Raw genomic sequence first — 17,840 nt, 5'->3', positions numbered from 1 at the left:
CACAATCACCGTCGTGACCGCCAGCACCGCCGCGCTCGCCGCGGAGTTCGACCAGCACCGCAGCCGGTTGATCGGCCTCGGCTACCGGCTCACCGGGCGGCTCGCCGACGCCGAGGACGCCGTCCAGGACGCCTGGTTCCGGTTGGTGGCGGCCGACCGGGACGAGATCCGCGACCTCGGCAGCTGGCTGACCACCGTGGTCAGCCGGTTGTGCCTGGACCGGATGCGGTCGGCGGCGGCGCGGCGCGAGCAGTACGTCGGCCCCTGGCTGCCGGAGCCGCTGGTGACACCGCTGGACTCGGACCCCGGCGAGATCGTCGCCGACCAGGACGACCTGCGGATCGCGGCGTTGCGGGTGCTGCACGAGCTGCCGCCGGACCAGCGGCTGGCGTTCGTGCTGCACGACGGGTTCGACGTGCCGTTCGCCGAGATCGCCGAGGTGCTCGGGTGCAGCGTGCCGACGGCCCGCCAGCACGCCTCGCGGGCGCGGCGGGCGATGGCCGAGGCCGAGCCGCCGCCGCGTGTCCCGCTGCCCGAGCAGCAGCGGGTGCTGGAGGAGTTCCTCACCGCGGTCGCGTCCCGGGACATCGGCGCGATCGCCCGCGTGCTGCACCCGGACGTCGTGGTCTACGGCGACGGCGGCGGCAGGACCCGCACCGCGCGACGCCCGGTCGCCGGTGTCGACAAGGTGGCCCGCTTCATCGTCGGCCTCCTGCGGAAGTACGACGACACGCTACTGGCTCAGGCTCGGCCGGTGCTGGTCAACGGCGACCTCGGCCTGCTGTTCCCCGGTTCCCCAGCCGACCGGCTCGGCCCGCGGGCGGTGGCGATCGCTGTTCGCGACGGTCGGACGGCCGCGGTCTTCGACATCGCCAACCCCGACAAGCTCGGCCACCTCACCTGGTGAGGCGGCCGCCACTCAGCTCGGGTCGGTGACGCGGGCGAGGAAGTACAGCGCGCCGCTGCCCGGGTGGCGTACCAGGAACAAAAACGGCCGGTCGATTTCGACCCGGATCGGGTCGGGTTCCCGCACGATCGCGGTCAGCCGCATCATCACCGCCGTCGCCGCGGCCCCTTCGAGGCCGGCCTCGTCGACCTTCAACACCGACTGGTGCACGATCGTCGACACCCGCAGCGGCTGGTCGGTCAGCGGCGAGAAGTCCGCGGCCCTGGTGAACAGCTGCCGCACGCCGAGCGCGCCGAGCGGCGAGCTCAGCTCGGCGTCGCCGGTGGCGTCGAACCTCGGCAGGAACAGCTCGACCCGCTGCTGCTCGGCCGCGGCCAGCAGCCGGCCGAGGCGCGCGGCGTCGAGTTCCGGCTCCGCCGCCTCCAGGCCGTCGTCGGGGAGCAGCACCACGCCCTCGACGCCGCCGACGGCGGGCAGGCTCACCAGCTGCCAGCCCTCCGCGGCGGCGTAGCCGAGGCGGCGGGTGACGTGCATCGTCGGCACTTCGCGGTCCCCGGTCGGGGCGTGGAAGGTGCGCGCCGTGGTGGCCTTGCGGTCGAAGGCATCCCGCCAGGCCACCTTCAGGTAGAGGGCGTTGACCAGGGCAGCCACCGTCTCGGCGTCGACCGAGCCGGTGGGCAGCAGTTCGGGGATCAGGTCGCGGGTCGTCTCCGCGACGTCGGCGTTGATCAGCTGCCGGGACCGCTCCGGGTCGGTGCGGAACGGGGCGTGGCGCACCGCGCTGCCCGGCCAGTCGCGCAGCGTGCGGAGGTAGGCGTCGTCGACCGGCAGGTCCTCGTGGGCCCACAGGGTGTTGGCGACGGCCAGCACCGGTGGCTCGGGGGCCGGACTCCTGGTGTCGAGCTCGGTGGCGCCGCCGAGCAGCTTGAGCAGCCCGGCCGGCTCGTCGCGCAGTGCGGTCACCAGCTCCTGCCGGGTCTCGCCGCCGGTCGCCGCGGCGGCGAGGCCGAGGGCGCTGGCCACCGAGTACGGCGACCAGCAGAACGAGCGGTCCACCGGCGGCGCGACGCGTCGGTGCAGGGAGAGGCTGAAGTCGAGGTGGTGTTCGCTCACGGCCGCTGGGCTCCGTTCCCGCGTCGGTTGGTGCCTCGGACTGATCCCGAGTCTGCCAGCCGGACGGCGGCCGTGGGGACGTGAGCGCGTGACCGGGCCGCGGCCCGGTCACGCGCTCACCACCCCTCACCCCTCCAGGTGAGGGCCCGCAGTCCCGATCGGGGCGGACGCGGGCCTTCCTACCGGAGGGATTCCTCGATGTCGGAGAGGCCCATCAGGCGGAGTTCCTGGGCGATGTAGCGGGCCGCCCGCTCGGCGGCCGGGTCCTGCCACCGCAGGTCGGTGACCCAGTCGGCCAGGTTGTCGGTGTTCACGTACGGCTCGCCGCCGACGACGAGTTTCTGGATGTAGTGCCGGTTGCGCATCGGGGTCTCCTAGCGGCCCGGCGGGTTCGGGGGCCGGGCCGCGGGTTGTCGCTGCGCGCGGACAACCGAACGGGGATCGGGGTCTGGTGCTGTCGGCTTCGGGAGGACCGAGCAACACACTAAGTAAGGATTTTGGCGGCAAAACCCAGATCAACTCTCCCCGTTCGGATGAATGTCACACCGGGTCGAACACATTCCGTACATGCTTTCGATGCCACGCCACCGCCTGGGCATCGGTCAGCGACGCCACCTGGTCCAGCACCACCCGCAGCCGCGCCGCGTCGTCGGCCGCCCGCCGCCAGGCCGCCGCCATCGCCGGGTCCAACGACTCCGGTGCCCGCGCCAGCAACGCCTCCACGAGCTCGGTCAGCGCGGCGCGCTGCCGCTCCTGCCTGCGCAGCCGTTGCGGGTCGCTCATCACGTAGCGCAGCGCAACCGCCTTGAGCACCGCCACCTCGGCCACCACCGACTCCGGGACCACCAGGTCCGCCCGGTACCGGGTCAGCGGACCCGGGCCGAACCGCTCCCGCGTGCCGGTCACCGCCGCCGCCACGAACCGCCCGACCAGCTCGCTGGTCAGCCGCTTGAGGGCGACCTGCGCGCGGAAGGTCCCGTCGTAGTCCAGCACGGCCGCCACCACCGGCCAGCGCACCAGCTCCGCGGCCGCCTGGTCGAGCAGCTCCGTCCGGTCGCCGCCGTCGCCCCAGAAGTGCTCGGCCGCCATCCGCACGATCTCGGCGCGCTCGTCCCCGTGGGTCAGCGACCGCAGCGAGATGCGGCCCGACAGCACGCCGTCCTCCACGTCGTGCACCGAGTAGGCCACGTCGTCGGACCAGTCCATGATCTGCGCCTCCAGGCACCGGCGGCCCTCCGGCGCGCCCTCACGCAGCCACCGGAACACCGGCAGGTCGTCCGGGTAGACGCCGAACTTGGCCTCGCCGGGCCGCTTCGGCCACGGGTACTTCGTCGCCGCGTCCAGGCACGCCCGGGTCAGGTTCAACCCGCGCCCGACGTCACCCGACTCGACGGACTTCGGTTCCAACCGGGTGAGGATGCGCAGCGTCTGGGCGTTGCCCTCGAAACCACCGCAGCCGTCGGCCAGGGCGTCGAGCGCGCGCTCGCCGTTGTGTCCGAACGGCGGGTGCCCGATGTCGTGCGCCAGCCCGGCCGTGTCGACCAGATCGGGATCGGCGCCCAGCGCGGTGGCGATACCGCGGCCGATCTGCGCGACCTCCAGCGAATGGGTCAGCCGGGTGCGCGGCACGTCGCCCTCCTCCGGACCGACCACCTGCGTCTTGCCCGCCAGCCGGCGCAGCGCCGCGGAGTGCAGCACCCGCGCGCGGTCGCGGGCGAACGGGGACCGGTCGTCGGACCGGGCCCCGGCGGGCACCGCGGTCTTCGGCGGCTCCGGCAGCAGCCGCCGGACATCGTGCGCGTCGTAACCGTTTCGCGAGGTCATCGGGCCCAGACTACGGCCACATCCCGACGCGGCACCTCACCTCGGCGGGGGCAGCCGGGGTCCGCAGCCCCGTGGCGCCCGTCAACGGTCTCTAGCCCAGGCCGTCGCCGGACAGCTCCGCGGACGCGTGCGTGAGGCGGTAGTACAGCAGGGCCCCGGTCTCGCGGACGATGTAGCGGAACTGGGTTTCGCGGGTCCGCACGACCGGACCGGACCGGACCGGTGACGCCCAGGACGCCAGGCCGAAGTCGTTGGCCATCGTCCGCGCCCGCAGCGAGTGCCAGGGGTCGCTGACGATGAGCGCGGTCCGCCAGCCGCGCTCGCGCGCCAGCTGCGCGACGGCCTGCATGCTGCTCAGCGTGTCGTTGCCAACGTCGACGTCGACGACGTTGTCGTCAGGCACCCCGTTGCGGGTCAGCCAGTTCTTGCCCGCCTCCGCCTCGGTGTAGGTGTCACCGGCCCTGCGGCCACCGACGGTGACGATGTACCGGGTGTAGCCCTCCTCGTAGAGCTCCAGCGCATGCATGAGCCGCGCTTCCAGCACGTCCGAGGGCTTGCCGTGGTACTGCGCGGCGCCGAGCACCACGGCGATGTCCACTGGTCGGCGGTCGTCGGCGCGGGCCACCTGCCACACGCGGAACGCGGTGCCGCCCACCACCAGCAGGGCCACCAGCAGCGAACCGATCAGCGCGCGTCCCAGCACCCGGACGCGACGGGCTTGATGAAGACTCACGTTCGCATCCTCGCAGACGCCTCGGAACGAGATCAGGTCCGCCGCCCACTCGCGCGGACGACGGACCCGGGTGCGATGTCGAGGTGCCTCAGCAGCCGACGAGGCGGACCGCCAGGTACTCCTCCAGCTTGTCCATGGCCACCCTCTCCTGCGCCATGCTGTCGCGCTCGCGGACGGTCACCGCGTGGTCGGACAGCGAGTCGAAGTCGACCGTCACGCAGAACGGGGTGCCGATCTCGTCCTGCCGCCGGTAGCGGCGCCCGATCGCGCCGGCGTCGTCGAAGTCGACGTTCCAGTTCCGGCGCAGCTGCGCGGCGATGTCACGGGCCTTCGGCGACAGTTCGGCGTTGCGCGACAGCGGCAGCACGGCCACCTTCACCGGGGCCAACCGGCGGTCCAGCCGCAGCACCGTGCGCTTGTCCACGCCGCCCTTGGCGTTGGGCGCCTCGTCCTCGTGGTAGGCGTCGATCAAGAACGCCATCATCGGCCGCCCCACGCCCGCCGCCGGCTCGATCACGTACGGCCGGTACCGGGAGTTGCTGGCCTGGTCGAAGTACGACAGGTCGACGCCCGAGTGGTTGGAGTGCGTGGTCAGGTCGAAGTCGGTGCGGTTGGCGATGCCCTCCAGCTCACCCCACTCCTGGCCGCCGAAGCGGAACCGGTACTCGATGTCGACCGTGCGCTTGGAGTAGTGCGACAGCTTCTCCTTCGGGTGCTCGTACTCCCGCAGGTTGTCGCGGCTGATGCCCAGGTCGACGTACCACTTCATGCGCTCGTCGATCCAGTACTGGTGCCACTGCTCGTCCTCGCCGGGCTCGACGAAGAACTCCATCTCCATCTGCTCGAACTCACGGGTCCGGAAGATGAAGTTGCCGGGCGTGATCTCGTTGCGGAACGACTTGCCGATCTGGCCGATGCCGAACGGCGGCTTCTTGCGCGCCGTGGTCATCACGTTGGCGAAGTTGACGAAGATGCCCTGCGCGGTCTCCGGCCGCAGGTAGTGCATCCCCTCCTCGCTCTCCACCGGGCCGAGGAAGGTTTTGAGCATCATGTTGAACTCGCGCGGCTCGGTGAACTGGCCGCGGGTACCGCAGTTCGGGCACGGGACGTCGGACAGGTCGTCCTCGGCGACCTCCTTGCCGGTGCGCTCGGCGTACTCCTCGGCGAGCTGGTCGGCGCGAAACCGGTGGTGGCAGGAGGTGCACTCCACCAGCGGGTCGTGGAAGGCGGAGACGTGCCCGGATGCCTCCCAGACCTGCCGGGGCAGGATCACCGACGAGTCCAGGCCGACGACGTCCTCGCGGCCCTGCACCATGGCCTTCCACCACTGGCGCTTGATGTTGTCCTTGAGCTCGACGCCGAGCGGTCCGTAGTCCCAGGCCGACCGGGTACCGCCGTAGATCTCGCCGGACGGGTAGACGAAACCGCGGCGCTTGCAGAGATTGACGATCGTGTCGATCTGGTCGGCGGGCACGTTCACTCCGGAAATCATCACTGGATACGTGGGACCAGCTGGTCGGGCTGGAGTTTCCCAGCGTACCGAGCCCGGTGACCACCGTGGTCGCCCGGGCCGCGCACCGTCGGGTGGTGGTGCCCGCGGTGTCGATGTGACGAACCCCGCCACCGCTACCCGTAGGATGGGGTGTTGTGGGCTGCGCCCGCGCGGTGGGCCATGTGCCAAACGGTGACCGAGTGCCATGGGGCCGCCGCCGGCGCAGCAGGTGACCACGCATGAAGGCGCGCCCCTGCGTTGCGGCCGCCGGAAAGGACGAGATGCCCGCCGTCAGCCCGGATTCCCGGTCCTCCCGGTCGACCGCGGACACCGGCCAGCTGGACCATCCCGAGGAGCAGGTGCACTCCCCGGAACGGGATTCGCGTCCGGTGCCGCTGCGTGACCAGCGGGTCCTGGTCGAGGCTGGGGAGCTGCTGCGGGCGCTGGCCGCCCCGGTGCGCATCGCGATCGTCCTGCAGCTGCGGGCCTCGGAGCGGTGTGTGCACGAGCTGGTCGACGCGCTGGGCGTTGCCCAGCCGCTGATCAGCCAGCACCTGCGGGTGCTCAAGTCCGCCGGGGTGGTCCACGGCGAGCGGCATGGGCGGGAGGTTGTCTACCGGCTCGTCGACGAGCACCTGGCGCACATCGTGGTGGACGCCGCCGCGCACGCGGAGGAGATCGCCAGCGCCCGCTCGCGGGGTCCGGCACCACGTTCCATCGCAACCGACGGCCGACAGGAGGCGGAGACAGCGTGACCACCGGCGAGCGTCCCGCGGTCGGAGTACCGGGCCTGCGGGCCACCAGGCAGCGAGCAGCGGTGTCGAACCTGCTGGACCAGATCGACGACTTCCGCTCGGCGCAGGAACTGCACGAGGAGCTGCGGCGGCAGGGCGAGGGCATCGGCCTGACCACCGTGTACCGCACGCTGCAGACCCTGGCCGACGCGGGCGAGGTCGACGTGCTGCGCACCCCGTCCGGGGAGGCGGTGTACCGCCGGTGCTCCAGCCACCACCACCATCACCTGGTGTGCCGGCACTGCGGGCGGACCGTGGAGGTCGCCGACCCGCCGGTGGAGAACTGGGCCGAGCGGATCGGCCAGGAGTACGGGTTCTCCCAGGTCAGCCACACCGTGGAGATTGTCGGCACCTGCCCGGACTGCGCCGCCCAGGGCCGGTAGCTCTCAGTACTCGTAGGTGTCCTGCGGTGTGGGGATCGGCCGCACTGTCGTGATGTCCACCGTGGGGACCCGGCCGTTGGCGTCGGTGGCCGAGCCCGGCCGGAGCGTGCCGGTCACCTCGATCCACGTGTCCGCCGGGAGGCCGGTGACCTGGCCCGCAGCCGGACCGGCGAGGTCGACCTTGACCGGTGCCGCGTCCGCGGCGCAGCAGTTGATCCGCATGCGGGCAAGCTGGGTGGCGTTCGGCGCGGGGTGCACGACGAAGCCCTGCAGACGCACGGTGCGGCCGTTGAGCGCGCCGCTGTCGTCCCAGATCACGCGCGTGACGAACTCGGACATGCTCAGCAGCGGGGCCTGCTCCGCGGGCAGTTCCGGAAACAGCGACTCCGTCGGCGGCGGCGGGGGCGCCGCCACCCGGTCGCGCGTGACCGAGTCGGAGCCGAGCGCGGGCGGGGCGACCAGGAAGATCGCGCACACCGGCAGCAGCAACAGCCACGGGCTGCGCGAGGCGTGTTCGTGGTGGTCGGCGGCTCCACCGGCGCGGACGTCACGCAGGATGGCGAAGGCCCCCAGCCCGATCATGACCACGCCGGACAGCACCAGCCACGGCAGCAGCGACGGCTTGACGTAACGCAGGTACGTGCCGCCCAACGCGATCTTCAGCAGCGCACCGCCCAGCAGCAGCAACAGCAGGTTCTGCGTTTCCCGGCGCATCACGCACCTCCCAGCAGCAGCGCACCGACGGCGACCGAGCACACGATCGCCACCACGAACGTCGCGGGCGCGAACCGGGCCGCGAAGCGGCGGCCGAACGCGCCCGACTGCAGCGCGATCAGTTTCAGGTCCACGGCCGGGCCGACGACCAGGAACACCAGCTTCGGCAGCAGCGGCAGGCCCGGCATCGACGCCACCACGAACGCGTCGGCCTCGCTGCACAGCGCGAGGACCACGGCGAGCACCGCCATCACCAGCACACCCAGCACCAACTGCCCGGCCAGGGGCTCCAGCCACTGCGCGGGCACCGCGACGTTGAACACCGCCGAGGTCAGCCCACCCAGCACCAGGAAGCCCCCGGCCTCGACCAGGTCGTGCCGCGCGGACTCGGCGAAGACCACCCACCGGCCGCCGTCGGCGCGGTGCGCCTCGACCCGGCGCAGCGCCCGCTCGGCGAGCCACTCGGCGCGACCCAGCCGCGTCCACAGCCAGCCCATCGCGCAGGCGGTCAGCAGGGAGCCGAGGAAGCGGGCCAGCACCATCCGCGGTTCGGTGGGGAAGGCGACCGCGGTGGACACCAGCACGATCGGGTTCACCGCGGGGGCGGCCAGCAGGAACGCCAGCGCCGCGGCCGGGGCGACGCCCTGCCGCATGAGGCGGCGCGCCACCGGCACCGACGCGCATTCGCACCCGGGCAGCGCCACGCCGACGACACCGGCGACCGGTACCGCGACTGCGGTGTTGGCCGGCAGCATGCGGCGCAGCAGCTCCGGTGGCACGAAGGCGGCGATCAGTCCACTGATGAGCACGCCCAGCACCAGGAACGGCATCGCCTGCACGCACACCGCGACGAAGACCGTCGAACCGGTGCGCAGCGCCGGCACGTCCAGCAGGGCGCTGATCTGCTGCTGGAACAGCACCGCCAGCACCAGCAGGGCGCACAGCACCTCGAGGGAGGTGACGACGCGCCGTCGGGGGCGCGGTGGGTCGGCGATCTTGGTCACCCGACCATCGTGCCAGCACGAAGTGATAATCGTTCGCAAGAGTCCCCCAGCGGCCCGCGCCGCGGCGCGGAACCGCTGTTCGCGGGGCATGTGCCGACACACCGGCGGGTCCCCCGTGGGAGTGACGGGCCCCAGCGCCCGCCACCTCGCCAGGCAGCGCTACTTCGAGGTGCCCTCGGGTTCGGTGAGCAGTTCGGTGCGCAGCTGGGAGGCCGTGGCCACCACGAGCATCAGCAGGGTGCCCAGCGGTGTCGTCGTCATGCCCTCCGCCGGGAAGGCGTAGCGCAGGGTCACATCCATCCCCCGCGCCGTGCGCACCACACCGAGGGTGCCGAACAGCCCCTGCCCGGCCCGTTCCGCGACCGACTGCGCGAGCTCGTCGCTCGCCGGCAGGTCCCAGGCGACGACGCAACTCAGGCTGAGCACCGTCAGGCCCTCCGCCAGCTGCATGGCCTGCACCGCGCAGGGCACGTCGGCGTGCCGGAACGTCAACGCCCCGTCGTCGTCGACGTGCACGTCGTGGTAGGTCTCCAGCGCTTCCTTCGCGGCGGTCAGCAGTCGCGCGGTGGTCGCCGCCTCCTGGGTCATCGATCGCCCTCCTGGACGGTGCCGGCCGACGCGCCGACCGCCGCCCGGTCGATGGCTCCGCCGAACCGCCGGTCCCGGCGCGCGTACTCCTCGCACGCCCGCCACAGGTGCCGCCGGTCCACGTCCGGAAACAGCGTGTCCTGGAAGACGAGCTCGGCGTAGGCGGACTGCCACAGCATGAAGTTCGAGGTTCGCTGCTCCCCCGACGGCCGGATGAACAGGTCCACGTCCGGCATCTCCGGCTGGTACAGGTAGCGGGCGATGGTCCGCTCGTCGACCCGGTCCGGGTTGATCTTCCCGGCCGCGGCCAGCCGGGCGATCTCCCGCGCCGCGTCGCCGATCTCGGCCCGCCCGCCGTAGTTGACGCACATGGTGAGGTTGAGCACCTCGTTGTTCCTGGTGCGGACCTCGGCCGACTGCAGCTCGTTGACCACGCTGCGCCACAGCCGTGGCTTGCGGCCGGCCCACCGCACCCGCACACCCATCGCGTCGAGCTCGTCCACGCGGCGCCGGATCACGTCGCGGTTGAAGCCCATCAGGAACCGCACCTCGTCCGGGCTCCGCTTCCAGTTCTCGGTGGAGAACGCGTACAGCGACAGCCACTTGACGCCGATCTCGATCGCACCCCGGGCCAGCTCCAGCACGACGGCCTCGCCGCGCTTGTGCCCCTCGATGCGCGGCAGGCCGCGCTCGTTGGCCCACCGGCCGTTGCCGTCCATCACGACGGCGACGTGGTTGGGCACGAATTCGGGCGCCAACGCCGGCGGCTTCGCCCCGGAGGGGTGCGGTTCGGGCGGCCGCACGGTCGGGTCGTTCTTGCCCCGCCCACGGCGTCGCAACATAACGAGTTCTCCTTCGGACTGCTCGGCGTGAGGCACCCATTGTCCTCGCCCGGGTCGACCATCAGTCCATCGCCCGTCCCGGGACGTCCTCCCCCACCGTGACCAGGGGCGCGTCTCCCGCGCGCTCCCGGATGAGCTCCGGCACGGTCCGCTCGACCAGCGGCAGGGAACGCAACTGCCGCTCCATGTACCACTGCAGGTGCGCGGCGATCAGCCCGCTGGCCTCCCGCCGGACCGCGCCGGGCGCCGCCTCCGCGGTCTCCCAGTCGCCGTGCAGCAGCGCCTCCATCAGCGGCAGCGTGTGCGCCGAGGGCCGCACGGATCCGGGCGGGCGGCACCGCACGCACACGGCCCCACCGGCCTGGACATTGAACGCCGCGTGCGGCCCGGCCGCCCCGCAGCGCGCGCACTCCACCAGCGCGGGTGCCCAGCCCGCGAACGACATCGCGCGCAGCAGGAAGGCGTCCAGCACCTGCGAGGAGTCGCGTTCCCGCCCGGCCAGCGCCCGCAGCGCCCCGGTGGCCAGCAGGTAGAGCCGCAGCACCGGCTCGCCCTCCTCGGCGGCGAGCCGGTCGACGGTCTCCAGGACCGCGCAGGCCGCGGTGTAGCGCTGGTAGTCGTCGACGATGTGCGCGCCGAAGGCGTCGATGGTCTGCACCTGGGTGATCACGTCGAGCGTGCGACCGGTGTAGAGCTGCACGTCGACGTGGCAGAACGGCTCCACGCGCGCCCCGAACCGCGACGTCGTCCGGCGCACCCCCTTGGCAACTGCGCGAACTTTGCCGTACCGGCGGGTCAACAACGTTATGATCCGGTCCGCCTCGCCCAGTTTCTGCACCCGCAGGACGACCGCGGTATCCCGGTAGAGGCTCACGCCCCCATCGTCGCACCTCGGGCACGGCGCCCGGCCGTCCAGGCGTGAATTCGGGAGTCCGGTTCGCCTCCGGGGACGTCTCAGGAGCGCGAGCCCATCGCTGAGAGGAAGAGATGACCTACCCGCACGACCCGCAGAACCCGAACCCATACCAGCCGCCGCAGGTGTACCCCTACGGGCCGGGCGTTCCGATGGGACCGCGCAACAACGGCATGGCGATCGCCTCCATGTGCGTGTCCCTGGCCGCGATCTTCACCTGCTACGGCGCGATCCTGATCGGGCCGGTCGGCGCCATCCTCGGGCACGTCGCGATGCGCGAGATCAACCAGAACCCGCAGCGGTACACCAACCGCAGCATGGCCAAGGTCGGCATCATCGTCGGCTGGCTGGTGCCCGGCCTCTGGCTCGCCTTCATCCTGTTTCTCATTCTCGCGGGAACCGGGGTGCTCGGCCCCGACCTCTACGACTGGCTCAACTCGTAACGCACCGCCGGTCGTGTTCTCCATCGCGAGGTACGTGAGGGTTTGTGCGAGCTACTACTGATCGCGCGGTCTTTCGGGGCGCGCCCCGAAAGACTCCGTGCACGGCTAGACGTAGAGGGAGGAGAACGGCGGGAAGGGGAGATTCCTGATCACCGACCACGCGGCGATCAGGACCAGCCACACCAGCGGGGACCAGCGCCAGTTCTCCCAGGTACGGACCGGTCGACCGCGCCAGCGGCCGACCACCCAGCCGCCCCAGGTCCACAGGAAGAACGGGATGAACGCGACCGCCAGCGCGTTGTAGTGCAGCGCCGACAGCAGGTCGCCGTGCAGCAGGCTGTAGAACATGCGCGTCGCGCCGCAGCCCGGGCAGTCCAAACCGGTCAGCCAGCGGATCGGGCACGGCGGCAGCGGGAAGCCCGCGTCGGAAGTCGGATCGGCGGCCAGCACCACAGCCGCCGCCGCGCACCCGGCCAGCACGGTGGCGGCCGGGAGCAGCATCGGGCGCAGTCGTGCCGCCGTCATGTGCCCGCGACGGCGACCGCGCCGAAGGCCAGCAGCACGACCACCAAGTACGCGATGACCGCGAGGATGTAGAGACCCAGCAGGCAGGCACCGACGATGACGGCGATCTTGCCCCACTTCTTGGCCTCGTCCGCGGCCTGCTGCGCCTGGTCGAACTGCCCCTGCGCCCACAGCGAGCTGACCTGCAGGGACTTGATCAGCGACGGGATGCCGAACGGCCAGCACACCAGCAGGCCCGCGATGGCCCATCCGAGGTTGTTGTTCACCGGCACCGCGCTGAGCCCGAACTGCGCGGCGTAGGAGTGCGGCGGCATCGGTGCGGGCAGGTGCACCTGCTGCGGCTGCTGCGACGGAACCTCGTTCGGCCCGGACTGCTCGGTCATGCTTCCCCTCCGCCAAGAGGTACCGTTGCGGGCGGCCCGGGACCGCCCGCAACGCGCCGTTCGATCAGTAGCTGCTGGCCGCGGCCAGCGCGATGATGATGCCGATCACGTAGAACAGGATCAGCAGGCCGTAGCCGCAGGCACCGACGATAATGCCGATCTTGCCCCACTTCTTGGCCTCGTTCGCGGCCTCCTGGGCCTGCTGGTACTGGCCCTGGGCCCACAGGTTCTGCACCGAGGTGGCCTTGATCAGCGACGGGATCGCGAACGGCCAGCACAGGAAGATGGAGCCGATACCCCAGCCGATGTTGTTGTTCGGCGGGGCCCCGCCGAAGCCGGGCTGCTGGCCGTAGGCCGGCTGCCCGTACGGCTGCTGCGGCACGGGCCCCGACGACGGGCCGTAGCCGCCCGGCTGCTGCTGACCGTAGGGGTCCTGCGGATTCGGTCCGGAAGGCGGGCCGCCATAGGGATTAGTCATGTCTTCCTTCAACTTTCCAACAGAAGCCGATGTGTCCTCGGCCGTACGCGAAGACGGCCAGCAACGTACCTGAGACGGCCTGTGGGCGTGGTCGGTTCCGGCCAATTCGCGGCGAAGTTGTGATCAGAACCCCAGTTTCCGCAGCTGCTTCGGGTCGCGCTGCCAGTCCTTGGACACCTTGACGTGCAGGTCGAGGTAGATCTTGCTACCCAGCAGCGCCTGGATGTGGCGGCGGGCCTGGGAACCGACCGCCCGCAGCCGCTCGCCGCCGCGGCCGATCACGATGGCCTTCTGGCTGGCGCGTTCGACGTGGATCACCGCGTACACGTCAACCAGGTTGTCGCGGCCCTCGCGGGGCGTCATCTCCTCGACGGTGACGGCCAGGGAGTGCGGCAGTTCATCGCGCACGCCCTCCAGCGCGGCCTCCCGGATCAGCTCGGCGACCAGCGTGGTCTCCGGTTCGTCGGTCAGCTCGCCGTCCGGGTACAGCTGCGGTCCCTCGGGCAGCTGCTGGACCAGCAGATCGGCCAGCAGGTCGATCTGGAAGGAATCCACTGCGGATACCGGGATTAGGTCGGCGAAGTCCATCACCCGCTGCAGGTCCAGCAGTTGCTGCGCCACCTGTTCCTTGCCGACCAGGTCGGTCTTGGTGACGATGCCGAGCACCGGGGTGCGGCGGCCCACCTTCGCGAGCTGCTCGGCGATGAACCGGTCACCGGGACCGATCTTCTGGTCGGCGGGCACGCAGAACCCGACCACGTCCACTTCGGACCAGGTCTCGTACACCAGGTCGTTGAGCCGCCGGCCGAGCAGGGTGCGGGGCCGGTGCAGACCGGGGGTGTCGACGATGATCAGCTGCGCGTCGGGCCGGTGCACGATGCCGCGGATGGCGTGCCGGGTGGTCTGGGGCTTGCTGGAGGTGATCGCCACCTTGGTGCCGACCAGGCTGTTCGTCAGGGTCGACTTCCCGGCGTTGGGGCGGCCGACGAAGCAGGCGAACCCGGAGCGATGCACGTCTGAGGTGGTCACCACCCCATTGTGACCGGCCCGCTCGCGCCCCGGCGCACCACCCTTCCCGGTCAAGGGCGCTACCCCGGCGGGGTGTTCCCCAATGTGCCTGAAGTTGGTGCCCACCCCGGCGGGGGTTTCCGGATGTGCCTCAACCTGGGTGCCTGCCCGGTCCCCGGTGCCCTTCACCCGGAGGAATCGCGTGCGCGTGTCAGGGCCGGACGACCGCTGCCACGTCGCCGCCGGAGTTCACCCGGAAGACCGGTGCCGCCGGGGCCAGGTCGCGGACCGCCGCCACCGAGTCGGCGTCGACGCCGTCCGCATCGGTGACCACCGCGGCCGCTTCCAGGCCCTCGGCGCCGCTGGCGACCGCCGCGGCCACCGCCGCCTGCAGCGCGGTCAGGCGCAGCGACGGCAGCGCGACCGTGCACGCCGCGTAGGTCCGGCCGTCAGTGTCGCGTACCGCCGCGCCCTCGGCCGCTCCGGTGCGGGCCCGGGACGACCGGGCCAGCGTGACGATCTTCGCGTCCTCGGGGTCCAGCTCCTGCGGGGCGGCCGTTTCGACGTGCTCAGCCACGAGTGTTGCTTCCCTCCTGATCCGCACCGCGCAGCGGTGCCCTGTCCGTGTTCACCGGCCGGACCAGCAGCGCGTTGATGCGGATCCGCCCCCGGTGGTCCTTGCCGCCCTCGGCGCGCAGCCGCAGCCCGGCGATCTCGGTCTCCGCTCCCGGCAGCGGCACCCGGCCGAGCCGCTGCGCCAACAGCCCGCCAACGGTCTCCACGTCCGAGTCGTCCAGGTGCACGCCGAACAGCGCGCCGAGGTCCTCCACCGGCAGCCGCGAACTGACCCGCACCGTGCCGTCGTCGAGCTTCTCGACCGGCCGGTGCTCCTCCAGGTCCGACTCGTCGGTGATCTCGCCGACGATCTCCTCGATGATGTCCTCGATGGTCAGCAGCCCGGCCGTGCCGCCGTACTCGTCCACGGCGATGGCCAGGTGGCTGCGCGACAGCTGCATCTCACGCAGCAACTCGTCGAGGCGCTTGGTGTCCGGCACGAAGCTCGCCGGGCGCATCAGCTCCGACACCGGCGGTCCCACCTGGTCGCCGCTTTCCAGCACCGCGCGCGTCAGGTCCTTCAACGTCGCCACGCCGACGATGTCGTCGACGCTCTCGCCGATCACCGGGATGCGGGAGAACCCCGAGCGCAGGCACAGCGCCTGCGCCTGGCGGGCGGACTTCGTCTGCTCGATCCAGATGATCTCGGTGCGCGGCACCATCACCTCGCGCGCGAGGGTGTCGCCGAGCTCGAAAACCGAGTGGATCATCTCGCGCTCGCCCGCGGCCACCACACCGCGCTCGCCGGCCAGGTCGACCAGTTCACGCAACTCGACCTCGGTGGAGAACGGCCCCTCCCGGAATCCCTTGCCGGGCGTGATCATGTTGCCGACCAGGATCAGCAGTCTGGTCAGCGGGTTGAGCACGCGGGCCAGCATGCGCACCGGTGCGGCGACCTTGAGCCCGATGCCGTACGGGTGCTGCCGCCCCAGCGTCCGCGGGCCGACGCCGACCAGCACGTAGGATGCCACGAGCATCACCAGCCCGGCGATCACCACCGCCCATGCCTCGGAGCCGGCGATCCGCAGCGCCACCACCGTGACCAGCACGGTGGCGCCCATCTCGCAGGCCAGCCGAAGCAGCAGGAGCAGGTTGACGTGCCGGGGCCGGTCGGCGAGCAGCTGCGCGAGCTGGCGGGCACCGCCCCGGCCCTCGCGGACCAGTTCGTCCACGCGGGCGCGGGAGGCCACCGTGATGGCCGACTCGGAGGCGGCGAACACCCCCGCCGCCAGCACCAGCAGCACCGCCACCACCAGGAACGCGGTGGAATCGGTCACCACCACCGCCGGCTCCCCTAGTCGGTCGGGACCGGACCGCCCGGCGGCGGTTCCGGCTGGTCCAGTCCGACGGCGCCGAGCACCCGGTCGTCGGCGTTGCGCTGCGCGGCGGCCCGCTCGGCCTCATCCCGGGCCGCGCGGTAGTCGGCCAGGATGCGGTTCTGCAGGCTGAACATCTCCCGCTCCTCCTCCGGCTCGGCGTGGTCGTAGCCGAGCAGGTGCAGCACGCCGTGCACGGTGAGCAGGTGGAGTTCGTCGAGCAGGCTGTGCCCGGCCTTGCGCGCCTGGTCCTTGGCGAACGCCGGGCACAGCACGATGTCGCCCAGCAGTGCCGGGCCGGCCCCGGCAGTGTCCGGCCGCCGGGCCGAGTCGTACTCGTCCATCGGGAAGGCCATCACGTCGGTGGGGCCGGGCAGGTCCATCCAGCGTTCGTGCAGGTCGGCCATCACGTCCAGCTCCACCAGCACGATGGACAGCTCGGCGAGCTGGCTGACACTCATCTTGTCCAGGGCGAAGCGGGCGACCGAGACGATCGACGCCTCGGGAACCGCGATGCCGGACTCGTTGGCGATCTCGATGCTCATGCGCGTCCCCGTCGCTGCCCGTTGTGCCGCCCTGAGCGGTTCCGCTCGGCGTCCTCCAGCGCGTGCCAGCGGTCGTAGGCGTTGACGATGTCGGTGACCAGCCGGTGCCGCACCACGTCGTGGCTGTCCAGCTGGGCGAAGTGCACGTCGTCGACGCCGGTGAGGATCTCCTGCACGACCTTCAGCCCGCTGCGCTGCCCACCGGGCAGGTCGACCTGCGTGACGTCCCCGGTGACCACGATCTTGGAACCGAAGCCCAGCCGGGTCAGGAACATCTTCATCTGCTCGGGCGTGGTGTTCTGCGCCTCGTCGAGGATGATGAACGCGTCGTTGAGGGTGCGGCCGCGCATGTAGGCCAGCGGCGCGATCTCGATCGTGCCGGCCTGGGTCAGTCGCGGCACCGACTCGGGGTCGACCATGTCGTGCAGCGCGTCGTACAGCGGCCGCAGGTACGGGTCGATCTTCTCGTAGAGCGTGCCGGGCAGGAACCCGAGCCGCTCGCCGGCCTCCACCGCGGGACGGGTGAGGATGATCCTGTTGACCTGCTTGGCCTGCAGCGCCTGCACCGCCTTGGCCATCGCCAGGTACGTCTTGCCGGTCCCGGCGGGACCGATCCCGAACACCACGGTGTGGTGGTCGATGGCGTCGACGTAGCGCTTCTGGTTGAGCGTCTTCGGGCGGATGGTCCGGCCGCGCCGGGACACGATGTCCAGGCTGAGCACGTCGGCGGGGGACTCGTTGTGGTCCGCCGAAAGCATCGCCACGCTGCGGCGGACGACGTCCGGAGTGAGCGGCCCGCCCTTGCCGACCAGCGCGATCAGCTCGGCGAAGACGCGTTCGGCGAAGGCCACTTCCGCGGGGTCGCCGGACAGGGTCACCTCGTTGCCCCGGACATGGACGTCGGCGGTGAGCAGATCCTCCACCACTCGGAGGTTCTCGTCCCGGGTGCCCACCAGCGTGAGCACGACGTCGTCGGGAACCGTCACCTTGGACTGAGCTCGGGCTCGTGCGGTCTGGGGCTGCTCTCCGGACTGGGCGGCGGCGCCACCCGCTGCGATACCGGCCACGTGTTTTCGGGCCTGCTTTCTGCGCCTGGGCGCGGGTCGTTCGGTCAGGTCTACCTGGCGTCGATGGTAGTCCACCGGGCAATCAGTTTGCCGCCGTCCGTGGGGGCGGCGGTCCGGGGCGGTCCGCTCGGCCCCGGACCGGGCCGCTCGGCG

Annotated in this window: 22 protein-coding genes; 4 read left to right on the top strand and 18 right to left on the bottom strand. The window is 71.5% G+C overall.

Going from position 1 to position 17,840, the window contains the following annotated elements:
* Positions 1-13 precede the first annotated feature (13 nt).
* Positions 14-907 carry a sigma-70 family RNA polymerase sigma factor gene (locus IEY17_RS08345; RefSeq protein WP_188986735.1) on the top strand — a complete coding sequence of 298 codons (894 nt, stop codon included), beginning with the start codon at positions 14-16 and terminating at the stop codon, positions 905-907.
* Positions 908-919: 12 nt separating this feature from the next.
* Here the strand turns inward: IEY17_RS08345 and IEY17_RS08340 are convergent, their stop codons facing one another.
* The 5 genes from IEY17_RS08340 to IEY17_RS08320 form a co-directional block, all read right to left on the bottom strand.
* The gene (locus IEY17_RS08340; RefSeq protein ID WP_188986734.1) at positions 920-2,020 is read right to left on the bottom strand and encodes a serpin family protein; all 1,101 of its coding nucleotides are present in this window, start codon (positions 2,018-2,020) and stop codon (positions 920-922) included.
* 179 nt (positions 2,021-2,199) lie between these two features.
* Positions 2,200-2,385, bottom strand: coding sequence for a hypothetical protein (locus IEY17_RS08335; protein ID WP_188986733.1), 186 nt, complete (start codon positions 2,383-2,385; stop codon positions 2,200-2,202).
* 175 nt (positions 2,386-2,560) lie between these two features.
* The gene (locus IEY17_RS08330; RefSeq protein ID WP_188986732.1) at positions 2,561-3,844 is read right to left on the bottom strand and encodes a deoxyguanosinetriphosphate triphosphohydrolase; all 1,284 of its coding nucleotides are present in this window, start codon (positions 3,842-3,844) and stop codon (positions 2,561-2,563) included.
* 91 nt (positions 3,845-3,935) lie between these two features.
* The gene (locus IEY17_RS08325; protein WP_229679943.1) at positions 3,936-4,577 is read right to left on the bottom strand and encodes a YdcF family protein; all 642 of its coding nucleotides are present in this window, start codon (positions 4,575-4,577) and stop codon (positions 3,936-3,938) included.
* An 88-nt stretch (positions 4,578-4,665) separates the two neighbouring features.
* Positions 4,666-6,051 carry a glycine--tRNA ligase gene (locus IEY17_RS08320; protein WP_188986870.1) on the bottom strand — a complete coding sequence of 462 codons (1,386 nt, stop codon included), beginning with the start codon at positions 6,049-6,051 and terminating at the stop codon, positions 4,666-4,668.
* Positions 6,052-6,350: 299 nt separating this feature from the next.
* Between IEY17_RS08320 and IEY17_RS08315 the strand changes: the two genes are divergently transcribed.
* Both IEY17_RS08315 and IEY17_RS08310 read left to right on the top strand, forming a co-directional pair.
* Positions 6,351-6,824 (top strand): ArsR/SmtB family transcription factor, encoded by a 474-nt coding sequence (locus tag IEY17_RS08315; protein ID WP_188986869.1) that lies wholly within the window; start codon positions 6,351-6,353, stop codon positions 6,822-6,824.
* A complete protein-coding gene (locus tag IEY17_RS08310) occupies positions 6,821-7,246 on the top strand; it encodes a Fur family transcriptional regulator (protein ID WP_188986731.1) in 426 nt (141 codons plus the stop codon). The genes IEY17_RS08315 and IEY17_RS08310 overlap by 4 nt, the downstream gene beginning before the upstream one ends.
* Positions 7,247-7,249: 3 nt before the next feature.
* Here IEY17_RS08310 and IEY17_RS08305 read toward each other — a convergent pair whose 3' ends face one another.
* The 5 genes from IEY17_RS08305 to recO all read right to left on the bottom strand — a co-directional run bounded on the left by IEY17_RS08305 (position 7,250) and on the right by recO (position 11,268).
* The gene (locus IEY17_RS08305; protein ID WP_188986730.1) at positions 7,250-7,960 is read right to left on the bottom strand and encodes a TIGR03943 family putative permease subunit; all 711 of its coding nucleotides are present in this window, start codon (positions 7,958-7,960) and stop codon (positions 7,250-7,252) included.
* Entirely contained in the window at positions 7,960-8,964 is a 1,005-nt protein-coding gene (locus tag IEY17_RS08300) for a permease (protein WP_229679942.1), read from the bottom strand. The genes IEY17_RS08305 and IEY17_RS08300 overlap by 1 nt, the downstream gene beginning before the upstream one ends.
* Positions 8,965-9,123: 159 nt before the next feature.
* Positions 9,124-9,552, bottom strand: coding sequence for a hypothetical protein (locus IEY17_RS08295; protein ID WP_188986728.1), 429 nt, complete (start codon positions 9,550-9,552; stop codon positions 9,124-9,126).
* Positions 9,549-10,394, bottom strand: a complete 846-nt coding sequence (locus IEY17_RS08290; RefSeq protein ID WP_188986727.1) for an isoprenyl transferase — start codon at positions 10,392-10,394, stop codon at positions 9,549-9,551. The genes IEY17_RS08295 and IEY17_RS08290 overlap by 4 nt, the downstream gene beginning before the upstream one ends.
* A gap of 61 nt (positions 10,395-10,455) precedes the next feature.
* The gene (gene recO, locus IEY17_RS08285) at positions 10,456-11,268 is read right to left on the bottom strand and encodes a DNA repair protein RecO (protein WP_188986726.1); all 813 of its coding nucleotides are present in this window, start codon (positions 11,266-11,268) and stop codon (positions 10,456-10,458) included.
* 113 nt (positions 11,269-11,381) lie between these two features.
* Between recO and IEY17_RS08280 the strand changes: the two genes are divergently transcribed.
* The gene (locus IEY17_RS08280) at positions 11,382-11,750 is read left to right on the top strand and encodes a DUF4190 domain-containing protein (RefSeq protein ID WP_188986725.1); all 369 of its coding nucleotides are present in this window, start codon (positions 11,382-11,384) and stop codon (positions 11,748-11,750) included.
* 105 nt (positions 11,751-11,855) lie between these two features.
* On the opposite strand, the gene IEY17_RS08275 is transcribed toward IEY17_RS08280, so the two are convergent.
* From IEY17_RS08275 to IEY17_RS08240, 8 genes are all read right to left on the bottom strand, one after another.
* The gene (locus IEY17_RS08275) at positions 11,856-12,275 is read right to left on the bottom strand and encodes a DUF2752 domain-containing protein (RefSeq protein WP_188986724.1); all 420 of its coding nucleotides are present in this window, start codon (positions 12,273-12,275) and stop codon (positions 11,856-11,858) included.
* Positions 12,272-12,658, bottom strand: a complete 387-nt coding sequence (locus tag IEY17_RS08270) for a CD225/dispanin family protein (protein WP_188986723.1) — start codon at positions 12,656-12,658, stop codon at positions 12,272-12,274. Before IEY17_RS08270 ends, IEY17_RS08275 begins: the two co-directional genes overlap by 4 nt.
* Before the next feature lie 64 nt (positions 12,659-12,722).
* Positions 12,723-13,136 (bottom strand): CD225/dispanin family protein, encoded by a 414-nt coding sequence (locus tag IEY17_RS08265; RefSeq protein WP_188986722.1) that lies wholly within the window; start codon positions 13,134-13,136, stop codon positions 12,723-12,725.
* A gap of 123 nt (positions 13,137-13,259) precedes the next feature.
* Complete coding sequence (gene era / locus IEY17_RS08260) at positions 13,260-14,165, bottom strand: GTPase Era (protein WP_188986721.1); 906 nt, start codon at positions 14,163-14,165, stop codon at positions 13,260-13,262.
* A gap of 190 nt (positions 14,166-14,355) precedes the next feature.
* Positions 14,356-14,721, bottom strand: a complete 366-nt coding sequence (locus tag IEY17_RS08255) for a cytidine deaminase (protein ID WP_188986720.1) — start codon at positions 14,719-14,721, stop codon at positions 14,356-14,358.
* Positions 14,714-16,036, bottom strand: coding sequence for a hemolysin family protein (locus IEY17_RS08250; protein WP_188986719.1), 1,323 nt, complete (start codon positions 16,034-16,036; stop codon positions 14,714-14,716). The genes IEY17_RS08255 and IEY17_RS08250 overlap by 8 nt, the downstream gene beginning before the upstream one ends.
* A 17-nt stretch (positions 16,037-16,053) precedes the next feature.
* Positions 16,054-16,620: an rRNA maturation RNase YbeY gene (gene ybeY, locus IEY17_RS08245; protein WP_188986718.1), complete on the bottom strand. Its 567-nt coding sequence runs from the start codon at positions 16,618-16,620 to the stop codon at positions 16,054-16,056.
* Complete coding sequence (locus tag IEY17_RS08240) at positions 16,617-17,687, bottom strand: PhoH family protein (protein WP_373289855.1); 1,071 nt, start codon at positions 17,685-17,687, stop codon at positions 16,617-16,619. Before IEY17_RS08240 ends, ybeY begins: the two co-directional genes overlap by 4 nt.
* Positions 17,688-17,840 lie beyond the last annotated feature (153 nt).

The organism is Saccharopolyspora thermophila (genome assembly GCF_014646075.1).
Classification (GTDB): Bacteria; Actinomycetota; Actinomycetes; order Mycobacteriales; family Pseudonocardiaceae; genus Saccharopolyspora; species Saccharopolyspora thermophila.
Note: the sequence above shows the minus strand (reverse complement) of the source record. Positions and strands in the feature narration are given on the sequence as shown.